The sequence below is a fragment of the Priestia sp. 3CA3 genome (assembly GCF_056836725.1).
The window spans coordinates 1-18,365 of record NZ_JBXENJ010000026.1 but is presented as its reverse complement, the minus strand read 5'-3'; the positions used below and the strand labels follow the sequence as shown (position 1 = coordinate 18,365).

Below are 18,365 nucleotides of genomic sequence, written 5' to 3'. Positions count from 1 at the left end.
TATTTTATTACTTAATAAATATTTTAGCATTAACATATAAAATTCAACTTGTAATGGTCGTTTAGGTTAAACTAAATTTTTGTTAACTACTATTTCAAATAAACAACATAGTTTACAAATTTCTATTCGTAACATGTATTATCTGTACAAGAGAAAGAAACCTTTCAAAGTTAAATTAAAAGGTTTCTTGTATTGTAAATACAATATTTTGTTTTTAAGAACCAAAAAATTCTTGGAAGGAATCAGGATGAGGACCAAACCTTAAATCTCTATTTAAATTATCAATCAATATGAGATCAGCTTCATTTATATTAAAGTCAAAAATTTGATAATTCTCAACCACTCTTTCTTTATGGCTTGTCTTTGGTATAGGAATTATTCCTTTTTGTAGATGCCACCTTAAAATTACTTGAGCAGCAGTACGTTGATACTTTTCGGATATTCCCTTCAAAATTTGGTCTTTTAATAATTCACCCTGTCCCAATGGACTCCAAGCTTCTAACTGGATATCATTTTCTATACAATAATTGTGTAAATCTGTTTGAACTAAATAAGGGTGATATTCTACTTGGTTAATAGCGGGTTTATTACTGGCCACACTCAAGAGAGTTTGTAAATGATGTTTTTGGAAATTACATACACCTATAGATTTTACGTAACCTTCTTCATACAGCTTCTCCATAGCCTTCCAACTTTCAACAAATTTGTTTTTCACCGGCCAATGAATGAGATATAAATCTAAGTAATCCGTTTTTAACTTCTTCAAACTATGGTTGAAAGCTTTCAGAGTAGAGTCATACCCTTGGTTACTATTCCAGAGTTTTGTAGTAATAAAAAGGTCATTTCTAGGGATTTCTAATTCTTGTATAGCAGACCCTATTAATTCCTCATTTCCATATGCAGAAGCTGTATCCATTAACGAAATCCCTGTTGAATAAGATTGGCTTATTATTTCTTTAATATTATCTTTATTATTTATTTGCCAAAATCCCATGCCTGCTGCAGGAATTTCTACACCATTATTCAAAGTTTTTGTTATTAACACGGGTATCTCCTCCGTTTCATAATATTCTTTGACGAATTCATCATAGCAAATCTGTAATAGAAAAATAGGAGCTTATTTATAATAGTATTAAAAGTACCATTATAAAATGAAAACTAAGAACCCGGATGTCCTTAGTTTTCATTTTGTTATTAATTTATACAGTAGTGGCTAGCACTAAGTTGGTTTGTTCACTCTCTAACAGCTGGACTAAATAGTTTTTGTATTCTCCTTTAGGCATTTTAGATATGTTTTGAACTAACATGTCTAAAGATATAAAACCCATTTTATAAGCTATTTCTTCTAGGCAAGCAATCTTATTTCCTTGCCTTTTTTCTAATGTTCCTACAAAGTTACTTGCATCAAGAAGACTTTCAGGAGTACCAGTGTCTAGCCAAGCACTTCCACGCCCAAATATTTTCACTTGTAACTCTCCTCTGTGCAAGTAAGCTAAATTCACATCGGTGATTTCAAGTTCCCCACGCTCTGAAGGTTTTAAACTTTTAGAGATTTCTATAATAGAATTATCATAAAAATAAATACCAGGCACTGCATAGTTAGACTTAGGAATAGCAGGTTTTTCTTGAATATCTATAACGTTTCCTTTTTCATCAAAATCTACTACTCCGTATCTTTCAGGATCATTGACATGATAGCCAAAAACAATTCCACCTTTATCTAGAGAGGCACATTCTTTTAACAATTTAGAGAAACCATCTCCATAGAAGATATTATCACCTAAAGTTAAACATACAGTATCATTTCCTATAAACTCTTCTGCGATTAAAAAAGCTTGAGCAATTCCTTCAGGTTTCTCCTGCTCTATATATGTTAATGAAATCCCTAATTCCTTGCCATCTCCTAAAAGTTCTTTATATAAGGGCAAATACTTTGGGGAAGATATTAACGCAATTTCTTTAATACCTGCTAACATCAACGTAGATAAGGGGTAAAAAATCATAGGCTTATCATAGATGCTCATTAGATGTTTATTTGTTGCCCTTGTCAAAGGATATAAACGTGTACCGTTTCCACCTGCTAATAAAATTCCTTTCAACTTATTCACCTCATCTATTAGAATAATTAATCTCTAACCAGCCTTCATACTCTTCTTTATTTCCTACTTTATTCATCCAATCTTGATTATCTAAATACCACTTCACCGTTTTTTGAAGTCCTGTACTAATACTTTCGTTTGGATACCAGCCTAACTCTTTTTGCACTTTGGTTGCATCAATTGCATACCGGTAGTCATGACCAGGGCGGTCCTTTACATACGTAATTAAATTTCGATAAGTTTGGATATTTTCACCTGTATAATTAGATAAGGTTTCTGCAATAATGTTAACTATTTGTACATTAGTCAATTCATTATTCCCTCCAATGTTATACGTATCTCCAACATTATCTGAGTTTATAATCTCCCAAATGGCATCGCAATGATCTTCTACATATAACCAATCTCTTATATTTAGCCCATCTCCATAAATCGATACCTCTTTACCACTAAGAAAGTTTTTAATTGTAATAGGTATTAATTTTTCCGGAAACTGATACGGTCCATAGTTATTCGAGCAATTAGAAATAGTGATAGGTAATTCATAGGTATGGTAATAAGCACGCACTAAATGATCACTGCTTGCTTTAGAAGCCGAGTAAGGACTTGTAGGGTTGTAAGGTGTTTTTTCAGTAAAATACCCCTCTTCCCCTAAGCTTCCATATACTTCATCTGTGCTAACATGATGGAAACGACTGTATGATTTATTTTCGAAATACTTTCTAGATAACTCCAAAAGGTTGTATGTTCCTATAATGTTAGCACTTATAAAGTTTCCAGGATTAACAATACTGCGATCCACATGACTTTCCGCAGCAAAGTGAATGACTACATCTGGAGTAAACCTTTCAAATACTTTTTCTAGTTCTTTATAATCTGTAATATCTACCTTTTCAAAGAAATAGTTATCACACTTCTCTATTTTCTTCAGACTTAAAAGATTACCTGCATAGCCTAAACTATCTAAATTTACAAATGTATCTTCTGGATTAAGGCGAACAAATTTATTTAAAAAATTTGCTCCAATAAACCCTGCTCCTCCAGTAATAAGATATTTCAATATGAAAGCCTCCTTTAAAAGATATGGACCAAGATCAAGTAATAATTGCTACCCAGTATGGATTTAAATTTCTTTCGAGCATATAAGATGCCTGAAGGCAAATGAAGCCTTCATCAGTTGTATCCGAAGGGGCATTAATAGCACGTGAGAAACCGCCATCCTTCGATTGATGTTTACTAAGCCATTCCTTACATTTTTCCGCATTCAATGGAAGTTCCCCTAATAAATATAAAGCTGCAATAGCATGGTAACTACCTACAAAACTTTCATTAGCATTTGGCTTATAACGAAAGCCACCGTTCTCTGTTTGACACTGCTTAAGCCATTTAATGGTTTCTTCATACTTAGTTGGTTGTTTTCCTAATACTAAAAGAGTATCGATAGCTCGAAAAACAGAAAATGTCTCTGAAGGAGCATTTGGCGTTACCCCATAACCGAAGTCATCATTTTGACAAGCTGCTACAAAAGCTAAACATTTATCAATGCTCAGTGGAGTAGCATTCATAGCATGAAGTCCAAGAACTGCTAGGTTAGTATGCCATACATCACTCGGATAGCCTTCTGAATTACCAAAACCACCATCATCGTTTTGACACTTTTGAATAAATTCAATACACTTTTCTTCATTTGGAACTTTCGATTTTAGAATATAAGCTGTTAATATAACACAATAGGTAGTAAACACCTCACTTAAATGTCCTGGTTGTTCTGCAAAGCCACCATCTTCATTTTGGCAATCAAACATTCCTCTTAAAATAGATTCCCTATCTTCATTACTAATTTTTTCGCCCATAATAGTTAAATCTGATACAACATGTAACGCTGAAAAGTTTTGAGGTGATTTATCTGATCTAAATCCTAATGGTGACTTATAAGGAGTAAGGCCAAAACCTGCACCAGATTTTGTTTTATCAAGCCAATTCAGATATGATTTCTCATCAATTTTCAATTTAACATCCTTGTGATAAGTAATTGTATCTAAATTCTGCTTCAATTCACTTTTATGTTTTGGAATCATATCAAGGTTAATATTTTTGTCTTCATTAACTAGGCGAGCGTTTGCTGTATTTAATACCCATAACGTTATAGCCTGAGTTTTTGCTTGTTTCTCATGTAAAGGTAAATATCCAGTATTACCAGCATAGAATGCACCTGGCGTGTGATGAGGTACCATAAAATGTCTAATTAAAGGCACAGTTGGATCTGTAGGAGTGGAAAACCAATTTCCTTGACCGATAAACATACCTCCATCTTTACTTTTAAACTTATTAACTTGATATAATAATTCTTCTGCTAAGCTTTTATATTCTGTAGCTTTATGGTATTTAGATATTAACTGGGTGCATAAAAATAGTAAAGCTTGATCGTGTGTATATTTCACTGGAAATGGTGATTCGTCATTATTGTAGTATGATTCAACTGGCTCGACTCTAGCTTCCCCTTTATAATTAGCCTTGTTCCAAAAACCACCGGTTAGTGGATGCTTCAGGTTGTTGACAATAAAATCGAAATAAGATTTTCCCTTTTCAATAACACCAGGATCTTGTAATATTTCGTACGCCTTATAAAGGGCTATAGTAGCTAATGCATTTGAGAAGGTTTTCTTTCCTTTAGATTTAAATGGCTCATCATTTGTGAGCAAATAATCGTATACCCCTCCGTACTCTTGATCTTCAAATTTATCTACTTCTGAAATATAAAGTTTAATGTATTCTAAATATAACGAATCTTCAGTTATTTTATAAGCTTCTTCTAGCGTTAAAATTGCAAAAATGGTAGACAAAACATACTTATTGGGGTTAATATGTTCAGTTAAATTTGCATTTAAAATGGAAGGAGATCCTTTCGTTAAAACTGTTTCATGTATAGTTTTAAATAAACTTAATCCTTTCTCAACTAATTCCTGGTTGTTTGTATATTTACCCATTACTAAAAGCCCATAAGATGTTAAAAGTTGAATATGAGTATGCCTTACCATACCTGCGCTATGAACTATGCCGAATCGGTCCGTTAATTCATGATAAGTATTTGTATACTCGTCATAATAGCGATCCAAGCTTTTAGATATTTCACATAAATCTTCTATCTTGTAATTTGAAGAAGCTAAAGCTAATAACGACCAAACCTGATCTTCTAGTTTTTTATCATCACTTACAATAGTATCGTTCTCTACCGCAACGTAAAAACCATTCAACTCTTTATCATAAAACTTATTAATTAAATAATCTTCTAGTGGTAATTTTGTAGAAATAGTTGTCATAATATCTCCTCAATTCAATACTTTTTTTGAATGTTCACAAGCAATTTCCGTAATTAAATGTGCAGCCTGTTTGGAACCTGAGTGATCCTTGTACGCGTTCTGATAACTTTTTATTAAGTTCTCTTTATTATTGATGAGCCTATAAGCTTTCTTATAAAATAAATCTGAACCAAACCCATAGTTGGTTTCATACCCCATTTTATTTAATCTTTCAAAGGCTTCTGCTTCATGATATTCCTTATAAGACGATAGACAAAAGATTGCAGGCACCTTTAAAGCTGAAACTTCAGTAACAGTTATCCATCCAGGGTGTGATAACAACAAATCACATTTTTTCAATAGAGGAATCCAATTACTTATGTACGGTATGGAAAGCATCCCCTTAGGTACAGAAACATCTTCCTTAGCCAACAGTACCATCTGTACTTTTGGATAGTCCTTCTTTAAATCTTCAAATAGCTTAGTGTAGAGTGATATCAATTTTTCTTTATTTTCTTTAAACATGGTTGTTCCACTAACTGTAGCAACAATTAATGGATAAGCATCTTTTTTTACACCTAGTTCAAATAGAAATGATGGATCATCATTTTGATCGATAGGTCTAATCATAGGACCTACAAACTGAATTTTTTCTTCTTGAAAATATTTTTCTATGATAGATCCTTCGTCCATATCTTTAACATAAGGCTTATCCGTTAACATTAATGAAGTATTATCACCTAGCCACTGAAATAAAGCATTCATTGAATTTCTAGCCTCATCTAGCTCATTTTTGTTAACATTAAATTCTCCAGCTTCAAGAAGGTCATTTGGTACGTCTACTAAAGTGAAATTAAATCTCTCTGTAACAAAAATATGTTTTATTCTTAGTAAACAAGCAGCGATACTAGCATTAATATTGTAATCACTTACCACTACATCAGGTTTATTTTCAAGAAATAGATTCATGTACTTTAAAATTTTAGAACCATTGAAGAAAGTCTTAGAAAAATATCCACCTATCATTGTTTCCCAGTTTAAATTTTTTTCTAAATGAGACTTTTTTGTATGATTCACTACTTTTTCAGGATTAAAATCTATTACCTCTACCCCTATCCCATTAAATAAATCTGTAAAGGTATCCTGTAAAGAACTGAGAACAACGGTCACATTCACGTTTTTCTCCTTAACCAAATCATATGCTATTGAATACATTCTCATATTGTGTCCTGTACCAGTTGGATTAGGTACCATAAATATTTTTGCCATATGAACTCCTCCTTAACTAATATTCTTGTGAACAAAACTATTGGCTTTGACTAAAGAACCTTTCGAAATAGTTACTCCGCCTAGAATTTGAGCTCCATCTTCGATTGTTACATCATTTTCAATAATGACTGGTAGTAAAGTCATCGGTAGAGAGAGTTTATTATAATCATGGGAAGTAGAAGTGATATGTACGTTCTTCCCAATCCTAACATTGTCACCTATAATAACCTTTCCACCGCCTTCAACAATTGTTGAATCACCTATAGAAACATTTTTGCCTATGGTAATTCCTCCATCTATCTGCAATTTTCCACTTGAGTCACTAATTTCCTTGCCAATCATGATAACGTTTTTTCCTAGATGAAGAGGTAAATCACCGTCAATATCAGCGTCAATAAAATTGAATAAGTATTTTTGATATCTTTCTTCAATTTCTTTCTGCAAATTATTTTTTTGGATAGGATCTCGAAAATTTCTTCTAAACACATTTATTAAGTTTCGAAAATTAGGTTCGCTGTCATTTGTAATATTTCTATCTTTCAATTTAGTAGCAGGTTGACCAACCATAATACTGTATGGTGGAACATTCTTCTCTACGATAGTGTTGGCTCCTATAATAGCCCCTTCTCCGATGTTTAACCCACCTTTGATGACAGCCCCGGCACCTATCCATACATATTTTCCAATAGTTGTTAGCTTCTCACCACCAATCTTTGCATTAGAAGCTATTTGAACACCTTTTTTGACTATTGCATTTTGGAGTATACATCTAAATCCAATAAAAACATCTGCATCAATGGTAGATGATGACAACTTACTTTCTCTTCTGACCCACGAAAATGAGCTCACCTTAGAATTGATCAGCTCTACACCTGGTTCAATAAGTGGAGTTTCATTTCCATTAATAAAATCACTGAGATATGTATTTGAACTTTTTATTTATTTTCACACCCTTTTTTTTTCTTAAAACCATCCTATCATGAAGAAGAAATCTGTTCCTTCAACTTATGTTTAGATTAACCTTTATTTTTTTAAAGGTTCATTTAGCAAAATTTTTTATGTAATAACTTTTTCCTCTTGAACAAACTAACACTTGAGGTTTACATGGATTATCTTCTAATTTCTCTCTAAGTTTTCTTATATAAACATATAAAACTGCTGGTCCAGTAGTATCTAAATAATCTATTAGTTCTTCTGAACTTAAAGGAGTTTCGTTTTTTGTAAGGATGTATAACAACTTAAACTCAATTGTAGACAGATGAATTTTCTCTTCCCCTTTATAAAGACAGTGGCTTTCAATGTCAAAGATCAAATTCTTGGTTAATAAATAAGAATTGTTATTGTCTCTATGTTGGTAAGGACCTTTATTGTTTTCCTTTAGTTTTAAGGCTTCAATAGTGTTAGATATAACATTTCTGTTAGATGAGTCAACAAACATTACAGGACAGGTAATAGTATTTAAAATTTTATGTAGGCCCGATTGATTATGAACAGTTGGTAAATCATAAATTAATAAATTAGGAGCTTTTTCTGTAAAAAAATTCGAGTCATGTTTATTCAAAAACGTAAACTCAAACTGCGATAGTGAAAATTCTAGTATCCAAGCTAAATATTCATTTGTCGTCACTACATAAGTTTCAATCATTAATATTTCCTCCAAAATTCAAAAATTAGAATCTTTAAACAATATATTACATTTTATACTATTGTTTCATACTTTTAAAACTATTTTTTTGTAAAATTTTTAAAATTAATGTACTTTTTTGTAAAAAATAAAGGTTTTTACCATAGAAATAAGGATTATTTTGTAAAATTATGCACTTATTTTACCAGATATATTTCTTTTGTATATTTAGTAATTGTTAAAATTTACTTGATTTTCAAATTTCCTTATACTATGATACTTTCATGGATATAAAACAATTAGACGATCAGATGAGGATACAAATTTTCAAGGCCTTATCAGATGAATCAAGACTTACAATTGTTCGGACTCTATATCGAAGTGGAAGAGAATTGAGTTGTGGAGAGGTAGGGGAAAAATGCGATATTTTAAAAACAACAGCTTCGTATCATTTTAAAACTTTGAGAGAGGCGAAACTAACAACTGTAAGAAAAGATTCTAGAACTAAATACGTAAAGTTAAATTTAGAAACATTTGAGAAGTATATACCTAACTTCTTGGAAACTCTCTAAGAGAGTTTCCACGTTGCAATTTGTACAATAGTTTTAAAGTTTTAAAACTATTAAAAACGGAGGAGCTTATATGAATAAAATAATTACTTTATTTTTCTTTGTAATGTTTGTTATTGGTACAGATACATTTTTAATATCCCCTTTATTACCTACACTTTCTGATTTATATCATGTATCTACAGATATTTCAGGTTGGATGGTGAGTGCATATGCCCTAGGATATGCGGTCTTCGCTTTTATAGCTGGTCCTATATCTGATAATCTGAACCGAAAGAAAGTAATGTTATATGGAATGATTGCATTTACTATTTCAACGTTCCTTTGCGGTATGGCTTCAAGCTTTTGGATGATGTGTGCAATGCGACTTATTGCAGGAATAAGTGCAGCGTTTGTTACCCCACAAGTTTGGGCGTCTATTCCTTTATTGGTAAAACCCGAAAAGATAGTAAAAAGCATGGGTATTGCGACAGCAGGTTTAGCGATTTCTCAAGCTTTCGGTCTTCCTATTGGTAGTTATTTTGCTTCTTTCTCATGGAATACACCATTCTTCGTATTATCTGGATGTTCATTTGTTCTGATTCTTTTGATAGCCGTATTAATGCCATCTATAGAAAATAAACAAAATATTCAAAATAAACAATCTATTGTCGACCGTTATAAATCTTTATTTTTAAATCCTAAAGCCTCTCCGTTATTTTTAGCGTACCTTCTGTTCCAAACAGGAAACTTTGCTTCCTTTAATTTTTTAGGTACATGGTTAAGCGCTGACTATAATTTTAACGTTACACAAATAGGACTTGCTATGCTTATATTAGGTATTGGAAACTTCTGTGGAAGCTTCTTTGGCAGTGGATATGTCTCTAAAATTGGTAATGCGTCTACTCTTTTTGGTGGTTTAGTCTTAATGGCAGCCTTATACTTTAGTTTACCTTTCTATCACAATATCGCTCTGGTAGAAGTTGCTTTTTTCCTAATGTTCTTTATAGCTGGAATTTTATTCCCTTTAATGATGAGCTTATTACAATCTCTATCTGCAAATGCAAGAGGAACTATTGCAGCTTTATCAAATTCTGCTATGTACATAGGTACTACTTTAGGTACTTGTATCGCTGGATTTCTATACCACTACTTTGGTAACTTCATTTCGGTTACTACGTTTACAGCATCTATGTTTATTATCTCTATTCTTATCTATAAGGTAAGTGGTGTTTTAAATCCTGTTAAAGCTAATGTGGCAAAAGAACAAAACGTAGTAAAATAAAGGGCTGAAATTCACATGTACCCTAGTGGTAATCATATTACTTTATCTTCTCTTTTTTATGCTTTGAATCATCCTACTAGAATTATGCTTTTACTTCAATTAATAGAGAATGACGAAGTACCTTATAACTTTTTAAGGTATACAGGTTCTAAACCTAATTTATCTCACCACCTTAAGATTTTAACACAAACAGGATTAACCTATACTAGAAAAGAAGGCGTTAAGCGTTATATTATTTTAAGAAGAAATCTTATTGATGATCAATTTCCAGGCTTACTTCAGATCATACTTAATAATAAAGATAATATTCACTGAAACCGTTTATTGTTTTTATACTCCATAATTATTAATACAATTCATAAAAGAACTCGCCTAATTATAAAGGGGAGTTCTTTTCATTAAAAATTTTTTTATGCGATTTCTTGATTTTTAGCTAATTTAAAGTTTGAAGATTTAGTACTTACAAACATTATTAGTATAAAGCTTATTAAAATAATGATTCCATCTAAGAATACTGGAAAAATCCAGCTACCTGTTGCATCTCTTAAAGCACCATTAATGACAGGAGAAAGAACTGCTCCCATCTCACCTATTAGATTCCACATCCCAAAAGCTGAACCTCGAAATTTCGGTTCAACCATATCAGCCGTTAAGGAGTGTGAAATAGGCTGAAGGGCGTTAAAAAATAAACTAGTGATAAGTAAAAGAATTCCCATAATTAGCACAGAGTGTCCTCCAGATAATAAATAGAATCCAAAGGTTATAGTCAAAGCTCCTTGTGCAAAAGTTAAGAAACAAAGCAAGGACTTTTTACTCCAATTCTTCTTCATAACATAATCTGCTAGAAATCCACCTATTGGATATCCTAAAATGCCTGCCCCAGCATTAAAAGCAGCAGTCAAAGTAGCTTGAAGAAAGGAAGTTCCGGCTGTACTAGTTACTATAGATATAGACCAATAACTAAAAAACCACAAATTCCATAGTATTGCTACAGCTGATAAATACATTAGCAAGAGGTTTTTACTAAAAAGATTAATTGAGGTATTTTTATTTTTACCTCTCAAACTAAATGCTATTAGAGTAAATGCTAGTATAAGTTCTAGTACAGCTACCATCCAGTCAGATAGCCCAATCCAATCAGTTACTTTATAGATTAATAAAATAGCCAATAAAAATAACAGTGAATACGAAAACAATTCAATGAATGCCTTTCGGTAATGCATCTCTTTCTTATCACGCTTAAATAGACCATATAAACATATTCCTACTAACAAGGTAGCAATCCCCAAAATTATGAAAGGCATCCTCCACCCCTCATGTTTTCCAAGGATATTCTCTCCTAATTCAATCATGTAAGGAACTGAAAGTGTACCTAGTGTTAATCCTATGGCCAATCCGGTTATTACTACGCCCATCCCAAGATTCCTTTTTTTATAGGGAGTAACTTCAATAACTAGTGCTCGATCGTTAGAATAGTAAGCACCTTCTCCTAACCCTACGGTGATTCTTAAAATAATGAATACAATTAACAAGGAAAAGAGACCACTTAAAAGAGTAGCTATTCCTGCCCAAATAAGGCTGATAGTCAATATTGTTCTGTAGCCATACTTGTCACCCAGCATACCACCTGGAAATTGAGTTAACATATACCCAGTAAATAATAAACTACCTAGAAATCCCCCTAATGCATAGGGGTTAGCAGCATCCTGTAAGAATGAAACGTGGTTTTGTATCATCCAAGTAATAACTGGACCGGTAATTGAACGATCTGCTGAATTAAAAATCCAACCTATAAGTAGAAACAACCAAATAGTATGATATTTTTCCCATCTAAAATTTCTCAAAAATTTCCCTCCATTTAAAATTTATAATTCTATGGATTAAACATATCACTTTATAATTTCAGTTGTCCTACAGCAAAAGTTTAGATAGATATTAATAAATTTTAAGGAGAAAAGTTATATTAGAAGGGCATATTTATATATAAAAAATTTAAAGGGGGCAAAAATAAATTATCTATTTAATAATTTTTTAACTTTTTTAATTGTGTCTCCTTTTTCCAAGGGCCGATAAACTGTTAATTTCAAATCGGGAGAATCATAAACTTGAAGAGTCATGTGTTCCATAAATAGGGTTCCCACGTAAGGATGTCTAATTTCTTTTTCACCAATGGGAGTTCCAGAAATCTCTTGATCACCCCACCATTGGCTGAATTCACTACTGTTATTTTTTAAATCATTAACTAAATTTCCAAACCATTGCTCACCAATGAAGCGATTAGTAGTACCTCGAAATTGTGCAAGTAATCGCTTAGCATGATCTTCCCAATTCACGAGTAAGCTCTTATATTCTACTGAGCAGAAACAACGCCAGACTGCATTTCGTTCTTTCTCGCTCATTTTTGTGAAATCACCAAATACTTTACAAGCAATACTATTCCAGGAAATAATATCCCATTTTTCATTTGTAACGTATACAGGACAATCTTCTAAATGATCTATAAAGTTTTTTACAACTGGATGCAACGAATCCTCTACGTTCACCTTCATTTCTAATGGTATTTGATGATTTGCTAATAGATAAATATGCTTTCTCTCTTCGTTGTTCAAATTTAGTACCCGAGAGATACTCTCCAACACTTGGGTTGAAACTTGAATATCTCGCCCTTGTTCTAACCACGTATACCAAGTTAAGCCTACACCAGCTAATTGAGCAAGTTCCTCTCTTCTAAGTCCTGAAGTTTTTCTTCTTTTGCCAATAGTGATACCAAAATCTGCAGGAGACAATTTATCTCTCTTTGATTTTAGAAACTTACCAAGCTGCTTCTTTTTTTCTTTTTCAATACTCAATTTTATATACCTCCTATAACAAGCTATACAAAAGAAATCAAGTCCTTTTATACACTGAATACCATTAGAATATCAAAAAACAAAAAGAGTGGAAATTATTCCACCCCTTCCAATTTAAGTTATTTAATAATTAAGCTATATTATCTAACAGTTTCCTGAAATTTTCTCCTAAAACTTTTCTCTCAACTTCTGCATTAGGTGCATAACGCTTAATTGCCTCTATAGTAATGTAAGGATCTCCATATGGATAATCAGCTCCGAATATAGTTCTATCTGGAATCTCGTTCATCGCTAAGGTTAAAGCAAAGGTAGTATAAAAAGCTGAAGTATCAATATAAGCATTAGGAGTATTTTTAACAAGTTCAATCGTTTGAAGCCAGTTTATACCTCCTAAATGTCCAAAAATTACTGGAATCTCAGGATATTTTTTTGCCAGCTCTATTAATTCTACAATGTCGTCTAATTGCAGAGGAGCAAAAGTATGAATCCAGATTGACAAACCTTTAAAGTCTTTTAATGCCTCAAAGATTGGTTTTAAGAAAGCAATTTGGCCACTTCCTAAAGTGAACTCACCTATCCCTTTTAAGTTATTGGCTACAATGTATTCCTTAATCCATTTTTTTGTCTCTTCGACTTCTAATCCTAACGGGACAGAACCAAAACCAATGTACTTATCTGGATATTGGTTAACAACTTCTACCAGTTCCTTCATAGAATTCTTTCTAGCACTTACACTATTGACATTATTATTAAGAATTTGATTTAAAGCTTCCATTTCTTGTTTAAATGAATTTAATTTTATAGCTTTTTCCGGGTGGATTAATGTAGAAAATAATATAGTCTTATTAATTCCTAAGTCATCCATAAGTTGAATATGCTTAGAAACAGGAAATGTTACATGTGAATGACTATCTATAATCAAGTTATTCACCTACTTTAGTTAAAGAATTTTTATTTTTTCTTTCTTCAATAACTTCTGTAGCCACTCCTAAGATATTATTTAATCCATTAGGAAATCCAGAATAGATAATCATTTGTAACATTGCTTCAATAACTTCTTCTTCAGTCCAACCTACATTTAATGCTCCATTAATATAAAATTTTAATTGTTCAGTATTTCCAAGCGCTGTCAAGCCTGCAACAGTAGCAAGAAGACGTGATTTCAAATCTAAACCTGGTCTAGAAAATATTTGACCATAATTGAATGATACTGCTAATGTTCCTAAGTCGGGGGAAATGGAATCTTTAAAACTATTTACGATTTCTTCATAGTTGTCAGCATCAATTTGTTTTAAAATTTCTAAACCTTTTTTGAAATTTTCATCTTGTTTTAACATAATATCTTCTCCCTCAATTAATTTTCACTTGTTGAATTGAATTTAATTTCTTCTTTACACCGATGATTGAAGTGAAGGCAAAAAGAACCATAATAAAACCTACAGAACAAACTCCCATCCATTTAAAATGGCTCCAGGCGAGCGTACCTAAGTATGATCCTAATGCTCCTCCTAAAAAAGTAGAAACCATATAAATACCGTTTAGACGACTTCTTTTTTCTTCAGACAATTGAAAAATTTTGGCTTGACAAGCTACCTGATTAGCTTGAGTTCCCATTGTTACTAATAAACTTCCTATGATAATGGCCGTTAGAGACGAACCTGACAAGATAAAAATCAAGAATGAAACCAATGAAAGATTCATACAAAGTATACTTGCAAGATTAGCCCCTTTTTTATCAATTATTCTGCCAATAATAGGTGTAGCAAATGCTCCACCTATTCCCACTAAACCTATTGTCCCTGCAACACTGCTCGCATAGTGAAAAGGAGAATTACTTAGTCGAAAAACCAATGTAGTCCAGAACAAACTAAAAGCTCCAAACATCATTCCTTGGCTAATACATGCTCTTCGTAATATGTTTTCCTTAATAAAAAGTGGCCAAAGTGAAGCAAGTAGTTCTCCATACTTCATTGTTTGTTTACCTTTACTTTGTGGAAGGTAAATTTTAATGAGTAGAATTACTAACAAAGTAAATGCGAATGAAATCCAATACATTGCTCTCCAACCCAAGTAAGTATCTACAATTCCACTGATAAAACGTGCCCCTAAGATTCCACAAACTAAACCTATAGCTACATTACCTAAGATTTTCCCTCTTTCTTTATCGCTAGCAAGACCAGCAGCTATAGGTACTATAATCTGTGGAACAATAGTAAAGAATCCTAATAATAAATTATATATTATTAACCAACTAAAACTAGTTGATATAGCAGAAGCAATAAGGCTTAAACAAACTAGTATTAGGAGCGATAAGATGATTTTACGTCTCTCAAATAAATCACCTAGTGGCACTAAAGTTAGATTTCCAATAGCATATCCAACTTGAGTTAAAGTAGCTATAATTCCTATTTGATTTGAAGATATGTGAAACGAGTCTGCCATACTTAATAATAAATTTTGATTTAAATATACATTTGAAACTGTAAAACCACAGGTTAGAGCCATCAGTAACACAATACCTTTATTAATTTTATTTTGTTGTTCCATATTTTCACCTCCCTTTCTGAATTTAGGATACAAAAAATATAATCCTAGTAATAGGAGTGAGTTTATACTGTTATAAAAAGTACCAGTCTTACTTTCAATATTTATTATTCTGTTTTAAACAGATTAACTTTGATGATTGATTTTCTTCTGAAGATTTCCAATGTGCGTATAAGGCTTGTATTAATACGGTAATAATACTTAAATAGATTACTGGTAAGGAATAATTGGTTTATAAGGTAATATTTAGAAATCGCAGTAGGTGATTAGTAGATGATAATGGAATATCTCCTCTTCTTTGGACTGCTCGGGGTTGGATTATTGATCTTTATTTTTCATGAAATGGGTGAGAAGCCGAAAGATGTCCTACCAACTGAATACAGCAAATTAGAATCCCCAATTGAAAGACGCTTATATAATGCCTTAGTGATGAATGGCTATTCGGTACGAGCGCAAGTAAAGTGTGGTCCTTATCGAATTGACCTTGTCATAGGGAGGCTTGCGATTGAGTGCGACGGAAAAGCCTATCATTCTTCACCAGCGCAAAAGGCACATGATCGGAAGAAAGATGCTTATTTGAGGAAACAGGGATATAAAGTCATGAGGGTTAGTGGCAGTAACATTGTAAAACGTATGCCCTACGTTCTAAAAAGAGTAAAGACAAGGTTGAATTAAAAAAAGAGAAGGCTAAAAACCTTCTCTTTTTTATATATAATCATCTATGCTTATATAATTTTCTTCATGCCGCAATCCCGGCATTCACGCAAGAAAACACCATCTTTCACCGAACTTTTGAAGTAAGCTGAGTTGCAGTTACCGCACCGGCCACTAATCTTATCCGGAAATTCAACATAATCATAAACTTTATCGAGATCAATTTCTTGCTCTTTTATGTCTTTTAGGTTGATCACTCTTTTTTATTTGTCTTTCCTTAGATTAACACACCCCTTCCTTAAGTAAAAAGGGCATATCTGCTACAGATCTAACTTATCAACTAACCAATCTTGAATCTCATCTTTCAAATCAATTCCTACTGCTAGGGTTCCCAATATTGTCCCCTTGCCAATAATCTGAAGATCAACGGACATAGATGGCTTGGTAGCATTAATCATATATGTAACAGTATCAATATGTTCGATAGGAATCCGGATTATATTAATAAGTCCTTCACTTTGTAGGTAACCATTCTTAATACTGATCTTATTCTTTTTCCATGAGAATTCTGAATCTGTAACAATCTTCCCATCGGTTTTTGATCCAAATAGTGCCATTTTAATCTCTCCTTAAAAATTCTTCTTTCTTATTGCATCATGCACTAATAGCAAACAGTTTGTAAAAATAACTTTTATTTGATTTAAAACCCTTTTTTTCTTGTTTCCCTAAAATTTCAACTATCAATCCTTCAAGGTTTGAAGGCGTAATTCTCAACTTTAAAAATTCTTTTTGATGACAATATTAGAATTCCTCTTCCTTCCACATGAGCCCAATTTCTTGCTCTCGCTGCAAAACCTTCTCTAGATAACGTTCCGTTGTTTTACGGTCACTATGGCCAAGCTCCTTTTGAATTAAGAAAATATCGGCTCCCTGCTGCCTACTATAAATCGCATAAAAATGACGAAAGTAATGAGGCGTAATCCTGTCATTCCGTTCTTTTATAAAAGGTAATTCCGTTCGTTCAATGATACGCACAATATAATTACTTAAGTTTTTATATTGATAAAACCCTCCATCTTTAGTTGGAAATAATGGACCTTGATCACTTGAATTTAATACTGTACTGACATGACGTCGTTCTCGAAAAGAAAGAATGCGTTCATATAGCGATGGATGAAGTAGCTTATCAAATTTCTTTCCACCCTTCCCTACTCCTCTTAGTCGATAATGGCCACTTAAACTGTCTAGATATACATCTCCCCACGAAGATTTAGCTATTTCCTGTACACGCAATCCTGTCATGGCCAACATCGTTAACAATCCATAATTAACAGGATGGTCTTTATAGTAATCTAGGAGCTGTTTGACTTCATGGTAATACAAATCTCGATTTGGAATTTCTTGTTCAGATAGTGATGTACTCAAGATTTCTTTATGTAAAGAATGCTGGATATATTTCGTTTCATGTAACCACTTCATAAAACTTTTTAAAGTCGTCATTTTGGCATCTAAAGTTGCAGGTGAATAAGGTTTCCCACCCTTTCCTAACAATGCTGTGCTTAAATATGTCTGGTAGTTCCGTATATGCCAAGGTCTTAAATTCTTAAAAATAGTTTCTTCTATATAATTGTCTACATCCTGTCGTAAGAACGATTCACTGTCTACAGCATACCGATAAAACTGCAGCAGTATCCGTACGTATTCAGTTTTGGTATTCTCTTTTCGTTCTCGATCTTTTCGAATATGCTTTCGTTGGTGTACATAGTAGTACATCATTTCTTCATCTGTAAAATCACTGAACATCTCTTCGTTTTTTCGCTGGTGATGCTCATTTCTTTCTTCTAAGGCATCATAATACTTATTATCTAGCATCAATGAAACAATTTCATTGAACCCCCCTTTTCTTTCCCTTACTTCTGTTCCTATGTGTACTAACGAGAAATCTTGCATAAAACCTCTCCTTTCGTAAAACATGTCTTCTTATTTATAGGTCTTCCTTGTGTTGAAATAGTTTCTTCTTTATACGAGGATCAAGTTTTCAATTATATGTATATAGATAATAAATACCCTTCAAAACGTACTAATAGTGTTAATAACAATATTTAAACTATTAATTATTCTAACTAATTATCTAATATTTTTATAATCAAATACTTGTTTAAAGTTATTTATTATACTTGTTACTCATTAATTG

General features: G+C 32.5%; 19 protein-coding genes. 4 read left to right on the top strand and 15 right to left on the bottom strand.

What is annotated here, in order from left to right:
- Positions 1–214: 214 nt before the first annotated feature.
- The 7 genes from AC1VNJ_RS26430 to AC1VNJ_RS26400 all read right to left on the bottom strand — a co-directional run bounded on the left by AC1VNJ_RS26430 (position 215) and on the right by AC1VNJ_RS26400 (position 8,312).
- Complete coding sequence (locus AC1VNJ_RS26430; protein WP_482641600.1) at positions 215–994, bottom strand: aldo/keto reductase; 780 nt, start codon at positions 992–994, stop codon at positions 215–217.
- Positions 995–1,199: 205 nt separating this feature from the next.
- Positions 1,200–2,099, bottom strand: a complete 900-nt coding sequence (gene rfbA / locus AC1VNJ_RS26425; RefSeq protein ID WP_482641597.1) for a glucose-1-phosphate thymidylyltransferase RfbA — start codon at positions 2,097–2,099, stop codon at positions 1,200–1,202.
- Between the two features lie 10 nt (positions 2,100–2,109).
- The gene (rfbB, locus tag AC1VNJ_RS26420; RefSeq protein ID WP_482641596.1) at positions 2,110–3,159 is read right to left on the bottom strand and encodes a dTDP-glucose 4,6-dehydratase; all 1,050 of its coding nucleotides are present in this window, start codon (positions 3,157–3,159) and stop codon (positions 2,110–2,112) included.
- A gap of 34 nt (positions 3,160–3,193) precedes the next feature.
- The gene (locus AC1VNJ_RS26415) at positions 3,194–5,419 is read right to left on the bottom strand and encodes a prenyltransferase/squalene oxidase repeat-containing protein (protein WP_482641595.1); all 2,226 of its coding nucleotides are present in this window, start codon (positions 5,417–5,419) and stop codon (positions 3,194–3,196) included.
- 9 nt (positions 5,420–5,428) lie between these two features.
- A complete protein-coding gene (locus AC1VNJ_RS26410; RefSeq protein ID WP_482641594.1) occupies positions 5,429–6,667 on the bottom strand; it encodes a glycosyltransferase in 1,239 nt (412 codons plus the stop codon).
- A gap of 12 nt (positions 6,668–6,679) precedes the next feature.
- Positions 6,680–7,528, bottom strand: a complete 849-nt coding sequence (locus AC1VNJ_RS26405) for an acyltransferase (RefSeq protein WP_482641599.1) — start codon at positions 7,526–7,528, stop codon at positions 6,680–6,682.
- Positions 7,529–7,706: 178 nt separating this feature from the next.
- Positions 7,707–8,312: a response regulator transcription factor gene (locus tag AC1VNJ_RS26400; protein ID WP_482641593.1), complete on the bottom strand. Its 606-nt coding sequence runs from the start codon at positions 8,310–8,312 to the stop codon at positions 7,707–7,709.
- 263 nt (positions 8,313–8,575) lie between these two features.
- Between AC1VNJ_RS26400 and AC1VNJ_RS26395 the strand changes: the two genes are divergently transcribed.
- From AC1VNJ_RS26395 to AC1VNJ_RS26385, 3 genes are all read left to right on the top strand, one after another.
- Positions 8,576–8,863, top strand: a complete 288-nt coding sequence (locus tag AC1VNJ_RS26395; protein WP_482641592.1) for an ArsR/SmtB family transcription factor — start codon at positions 8,576–8,578, stop codon at positions 8,861–8,863.
- A gap of 70 nt (positions 8,864–8,933) precedes the next feature.
- Positions 8,934–10,124 (top strand): MFS transporter, encoded by a 1,191-nt coding sequence (locus AC1VNJ_RS26390; protein WP_482641591.1) that lies wholly within the window; start codon positions 8,934–8,936, stop codon positions 10,122–10,124.
- A gap of 15 nt (positions 10,125–10,139) precedes the next feature.
- Complete coding sequence (locus tag AC1VNJ_RS26385) at positions 10,140–10,439, top strand: ArsR/SmtB family transcription factor (protein WP_482641590.1); 300 nt, start codon at positions 10,140–10,142, stop codon at positions 10,437–10,439.
- Between the two features lie 95 nt (positions 10,440–10,534).
- Here AC1VNJ_RS26385 and AC1VNJ_RS26380 read toward each other — a convergent pair whose 3' ends face one another.
- The 5 genes from AC1VNJ_RS26380 to AC1VNJ_RS26360 form a co-directional block, all read right to left on the bottom strand.
- Positions 10,535–11,968 carry an MFS transporter gene (locus AC1VNJ_RS26380; protein ID WP_482641589.1) on the bottom strand — a complete coding sequence of 478 codons (1,434 nt, stop codon included), beginning with the start codon at positions 11,966–11,968 and terminating at the stop codon, positions 10,535–10,537.
- Between the two features lie 168 nt (positions 11,969–12,136).
- Positions 12,137–12,973, bottom strand: a complete 837-nt coding sequence (locus tag AC1VNJ_RS26375) for a helix-turn-helix transcriptional regulator (protein WP_482641588.1) — start codon at positions 12,971–12,973, stop codon at positions 12,137–12,139.
- 130 nt (positions 12,974–13,103) lie between these two features.
- Positions 13,104–13,895: an amidohydrolase family protein gene (locus AC1VNJ_RS26370; RefSeq protein ID WP_482641587.1), complete on the bottom strand. Its 792-nt coding sequence runs from the start codon at positions 13,893–13,895 to the stop codon at positions 13,104–13,106.
- Position 13,896: 1 nt separating this feature from the next.
- Positions 13,897–14,310 carry a carboxymuconolactone decarboxylase family protein gene (locus AC1VNJ_RS26365; protein WP_482641586.1) on the bottom strand — a complete coding sequence of 138 codons (414 nt, stop codon included), beginning with the start codon at positions 14,308–14,310 and terminating at the stop codon, positions 13,897–13,899.
- A 13-nt stretch (positions 14,311–14,323) separates the two neighbouring features.
- On the bottom strand, positions 14,324–15,520 hold the full coding sequence (locus tag AC1VNJ_RS26360; RefSeq protein WP_482641585.1) for an MFS transporter: 1,197 nt from the start codon (positions 15,518–15,520) through the stop codon (positions 14,324–14,326).
- Positions 15,521–15,790: 270 nt separating this feature from the next.
- On the opposite strand from AC1VNJ_RS26360, the gene AC1VNJ_RS26355 reads away from it, so the two are divergent.
- Entirely contained in the window at positions 15,791–16,192 is a 402-nt protein-coding gene (locus AC1VNJ_RS26355) for an endonuclease domain-containing protein (RefSeq protein WP_482641584.1), read from the top strand.
- A gap of 50 nt (positions 16,193–16,242) precedes the next feature.
- On the opposite strand, the gene AC1VNJ_RS26350 is transcribed toward AC1VNJ_RS26355, so the two are convergent.
- The 3 genes from AC1VNJ_RS26350 to AC1VNJ_RS26340 all read right to left on the bottom strand — a co-directional run bounded on the left by AC1VNJ_RS26350 (position 16,243) and on the right by AC1VNJ_RS26340 (position 18,121).
- The gene (locus AC1VNJ_RS26350) at positions 16,243–16,410 is read right to left on the bottom strand and encodes a DUF8096 family protein (RefSeq protein ID WP_482641598.1); all 168 of its coding nucleotides are present in this window, start codon (positions 16,408–16,410) and stop codon (positions 16,243–16,245) included.
- Between the two features lie 81 nt (positions 16,411–16,491).
- On the bottom strand, positions 16,492–16,788 hold the full coding sequence (locus AC1VNJ_RS26345) for a hypothetical protein (RefSeq protein WP_482641583.1): 297 nt from the start codon (positions 16,786–16,788) through the stop codon (positions 16,492–16,494).
- A 184-nt stretch (positions 16,789–16,972) separates the two neighbouring features.
- On the bottom strand, positions 16,973–18,121 hold the full coding sequence (locus AC1VNJ_RS26340) for a tyrosine-type recombinase/integrase (protein WP_482641582.1): 1,149 nt from the start codon (positions 18,119–18,121) through the stop codon (positions 16,973–16,975).
- Positions 18,122–18,365 lie beyond the last annotated feature (244 nt).